Below are 3,593 nucleotides of genomic sequence, written 5' to 3' on the forward strand. Positions count from 1 at the left end.
CATAATTGTAAGCGAATACAATTATTATCAAACTTAAAATTATTCCAATTATTTTCTTCATTTCACTGTTGGTTGTTTAAAATGAGCTATAACGTCTTGGTACTACAGCGGGTTTGGGACTAAATTAAGCCCATTCTTCGGATTTGCCAAATCATTCAAATACAAAACCATCTTACCATTAAACCAATTGCCCAAATCCGTTGTAGTAGCTGTTATGTGGCGTTTTTCTTTGTCTTTATATATGTTTTTCGTCCGATGTAAATAAGCACAATTACGTTTAAGAATATCCAAGCATTGTAACAAATATAAATTATTTTCTCGGTCGTATTCATACTTGCAAAACTCCAATATTCACCTTCTGAACTGTCATAATTGTCGTCATAACCCATAAGTAGAACTCCAAGTACAATAAAGACGGCTAAGTCTGCCACAATAATTGCAATTCCATAGATAATATCAATAAATCGTATTTTCAATTTAGCCATTTACAATTTCAATTTTTTTCGTTTCACTGTCGTATGTCATCGTTAAATGTCTGTTCCAATTTAAAAACTCATCACAAGTAAATTCTAATTTGGAGTTATTCCATTTTTTGAATTTAATTAAGTCCATTTGAATTGGGCTTTCAATTTGTTCTCTTTCCTTTATAGTTGTTGTAACTTTCTCAAAGTTGTAATAGTCAGCAATTATAAAATCTCCATTTGGAGCGACTGTCAAATTATGATATTGAGGTTGTTCTTCAAAATATGTTAAGTTTCCCGTTTCTGCGTCGAGTTGATACAAATAGTCAGAAGTCAAAACCAAAACAATCTTATTAGGTTTCGAAATAGCCACTTGTCTTGGGAAGCCTCGAAAGTGTGCGCACCATTCTGAATAGTCATCCTTTGTAAACTTTATAAAAGTCCAGCTTTGAGAATTCCACGCACTTTCGATATCGTAAAATCTTTCTGTGTATTCTCCTGAATATGGTTGACTTATTATTTTTGCTTCAATCGTGGTTTCGGTCTTTAAAATGCCACATAACGTTCTGGTACTACAGCGGGTTTGGGATTAAATTAAGCCTATTCTTCGGATTTGCCAAATCATCCCAAATACAAAAACATCTTTCCATTAAGCCAATTGCCCAAATCCGTTGTAGTAGCTGTTATAGGCAGTATTTTTAATCGCTAATTACTTTTGTTTTTGACAGCTTATCATGCATTCCATTTCTAGAGAATATAAATGAAACCCAGTCAATTGGTATAAATCGACAAATTGTTCTCAAAATAATTTTTCTAAATGTTGCTTTTTCGCCATTTTCCGCTACCACTTTTGAACGGGTTACAATTTTCCCCAACGTTTTTTGAAAATAAAATTCCAATATGGAATAATAGGTTAAAATTGAAATCAAAAAAGTAGAAGCTAGAATTATATGAAATATTATTCCATTGACATAATCTTCATAATTAATTTCTCCATTAGGAAATACTTCAGCCTTTCCTCTTTGAGCATTCTGAAAATCAAAACCAAAAATTTTTTCAAAGCAAAAAAATGTAAAATAACAAATATTCCCCCAAAGGAAATAAATTCCGATAAAGTCAATGATAAAATTTATAAATCTTAATCTTCTGCTTAAAGAAATTAATTTGATTTTATTTGACATAAGTCTAAAAATTCACTTTGGTTAAATATTGCCTATAACGTTCTGGCACTACAGCGGGTTTGGGACTAAATTAAGCCTTGTCTTCGAATTTGCCAAATCATCCCAAATACAAAACCATCTTTCCATTAAGCCAATTGCCCAAATCCGTTGTAGTGGCTGTTATGTGTTCGCCCTTTTATTTCCACAAAGGTTCATTCTCCCAATTATTTAGAAATCCAAGTTTGTATATTGGGATGTTTGGATTGGTGTTAAATAGGTCGAGTATTTTGCTTTTTATTTGGTGATTTGGTGTTACATGATTGCACAAATAGACCATACTCGATATAATTAGAAATGGCTTTTTCGTTTGAACTGTTGCTAGTGGATTTATGAACCATTGTCCAACTGGATTATTTAATTGTTCCGTTGGTTTTTTGACCATATTTCTACTCCACATTCTTGAATGGTGTGCAATGATATTTCTAACGTAGGTAATTGCTTCTAGCCAGCTTGAAAGTTCGCTGTGTAAGTTCAATCCCATTTCCTTTGCAATACACGCTTTTTCGGGTAATTGGTGCTTTAAGTTTTTATACAACTTTGAAAGCGTTCCCATTGATGCAACTTCTAATATTTTCCAAGCATCCGCATCTTGATTTGGATAACGGTAACGATGGTCTTTTATAAAAATCTCTTGACTTCGGTTGAACTCTTTTTTTAGTTCATCGACAGTGTTTTGGTGAATTGTTTTAACCGTACCATCAAATAATGTCATTGTAGTATTTTCAAATAAAGTAGTGTCTAAATACCACAAACCACCATAATTCATCGCTAAATGATAAATCATTTTGGTTCTTAAGGCAATTTCAATACGTTCAATAGCATCAAATAAAATCAAACGCAAATGACGATCAAAATTATAGCGAGAGACTATATCTTCAAAATAGGTATTGGGTTTTAGAGTGTGTAAAGTATAATCGTCCTGCATGTCCCACCAATAACCTTTCAGGCGGTAGTAACTAATGTTTTCTAAAAAATGAGGAGCATTGCCTTCGTCTCTAAACAACATTCCTCGTTGCTTCAGGAGTGAGATTTGGTTAGCTACGCTGTAAGCGGGTTTGTTTGACATAGCTATATAAAAAAAATGACCCATTTGCAGTTCTTATGGTATGCAAAATGGGTACTGTTGGTGCAAATTTAGATAATCATATTTGATTACGCAATACTTTAGTTGATTTTTTTTGTTAATTCCTATTTAGCACGGTCGTCCGATAGGGTGACACATAACGTTCTGGCACTACAGCGGGTTTGGGACTAAATTAAGCCCTATTTTCGGATTTGCCAAATCATCCCAAATACAAGAACATTTTTCCATTAAGCCAATTGCCCAAATCCGTTGTAGTGGCTGTTAGCGGTTCGGTTGTTGCTTACTGATATGCCTAATTATTAATCGATTTTCAGCCTAATCTTTGCCGATTAAAAACCTAATTCTTGTCCAAATCTCGGCTAAATTTCATTCCCTTTTTTCGTTCCAATTTCACAATCAAAACGTTTGTTTCGTTTCAATTATAAAACCCGATAATTTAAGTTTCAGTTTTTCCTTTTCCGCTTAAAAACTCGAATATTTACATTCCAAATAAAAATCCCAACATTCAAGTTTCTGCTTTTCACGTTCCAATTAGAAACTCAGGTTTTCAAGTTTCAACTGTCAAATTCCAATATTTAAATTTTGGTTTTAGGCTTTCCAATCTTAAACATCAAAAAATCGAATTTCGCCAATTCTGCACCAATTTTCACGTTTGCTTTTTTTCAGTTTCAGCATTTCAAAAGCTAAATCTTTAAATCCGGTTTTCTCCTCGTTCACACGTCAACTGACCGCTAACGTTCTGGTACTACAGCGGGTTTGGGACTAAATTAAACCCATTCTTCGGATTTGTCAAATCATTCCAAATACAAAACCATCTTTCTATTAAGC

The 3,593-nt window shown here is 33.3% G+C and carries 4 protein-coding genes; all 4 read right to left on the reverse strand.

Features of this window, described 5'->3' with window-relative positions:
* Positions 1 to 212 precede the first annotated feature (212 nt).
* The 4 genes from C8P67_RS21825 to C8P67_RS21840 all read right to left on the reverse strand — a co-directional run bounded on the left by C8P67_RS21825 (position 213) and on the right by C8P67_RS21840 (position 2,747).
* Complete coding sequence (locus C8P67_RS21825; RefSeq protein ID WP_115815314.1) at positions 213 to 485, reverse strand: hypothetical protein; 273 nt, start codon at positions 483 to 485, stop codon at positions 213 to 215.
* Entirely contained in the window at positions 478 to 834 is a 357-nt protein-coding gene (locus C8P67_RS21830; protein WP_245980569.1) for a hypothetical protein, read from the reverse strand. Before C8P67_RS21830 ends, C8P67_RS21825 begins: the two co-directional genes overlap by 8 nt.
* A gap of 325 nt (positions 835 to 1,159) precedes the next feature.
* Positions 1,160 to 1,642 (reverse strand): RDD family protein, encoded by a 483-nt coding sequence (locus C8P67_RS21835; protein WP_115815316.1) that lies wholly within the window; start codon positions 1,640 to 1,642, stop codon positions 1,160 to 1,162.
* A gap of 175 nt (positions 1,643 to 1,817) precedes the next feature.
* A complete protein-coding gene (locus tag C8P67_RS21840; protein ID WP_115815317.1) occupies positions 1,818 to 2,747 on the reverse strand; it encodes an Abi family protein in 930 nt (309 codons plus the stop codon).
* Between the last annotated feature and the right edge of the window lie 846 nt (positions 2,748 to 3,593).

This window comes from Flavobacterium aquicola (assembly GCF_003385115.1).
Classification (GTDB): Bacteria; Bacteroidota; Bacteroidia; order Flavobacteriales; family Flavobacteriaceae; genus Flavobacterium; species Flavobacterium aquicola.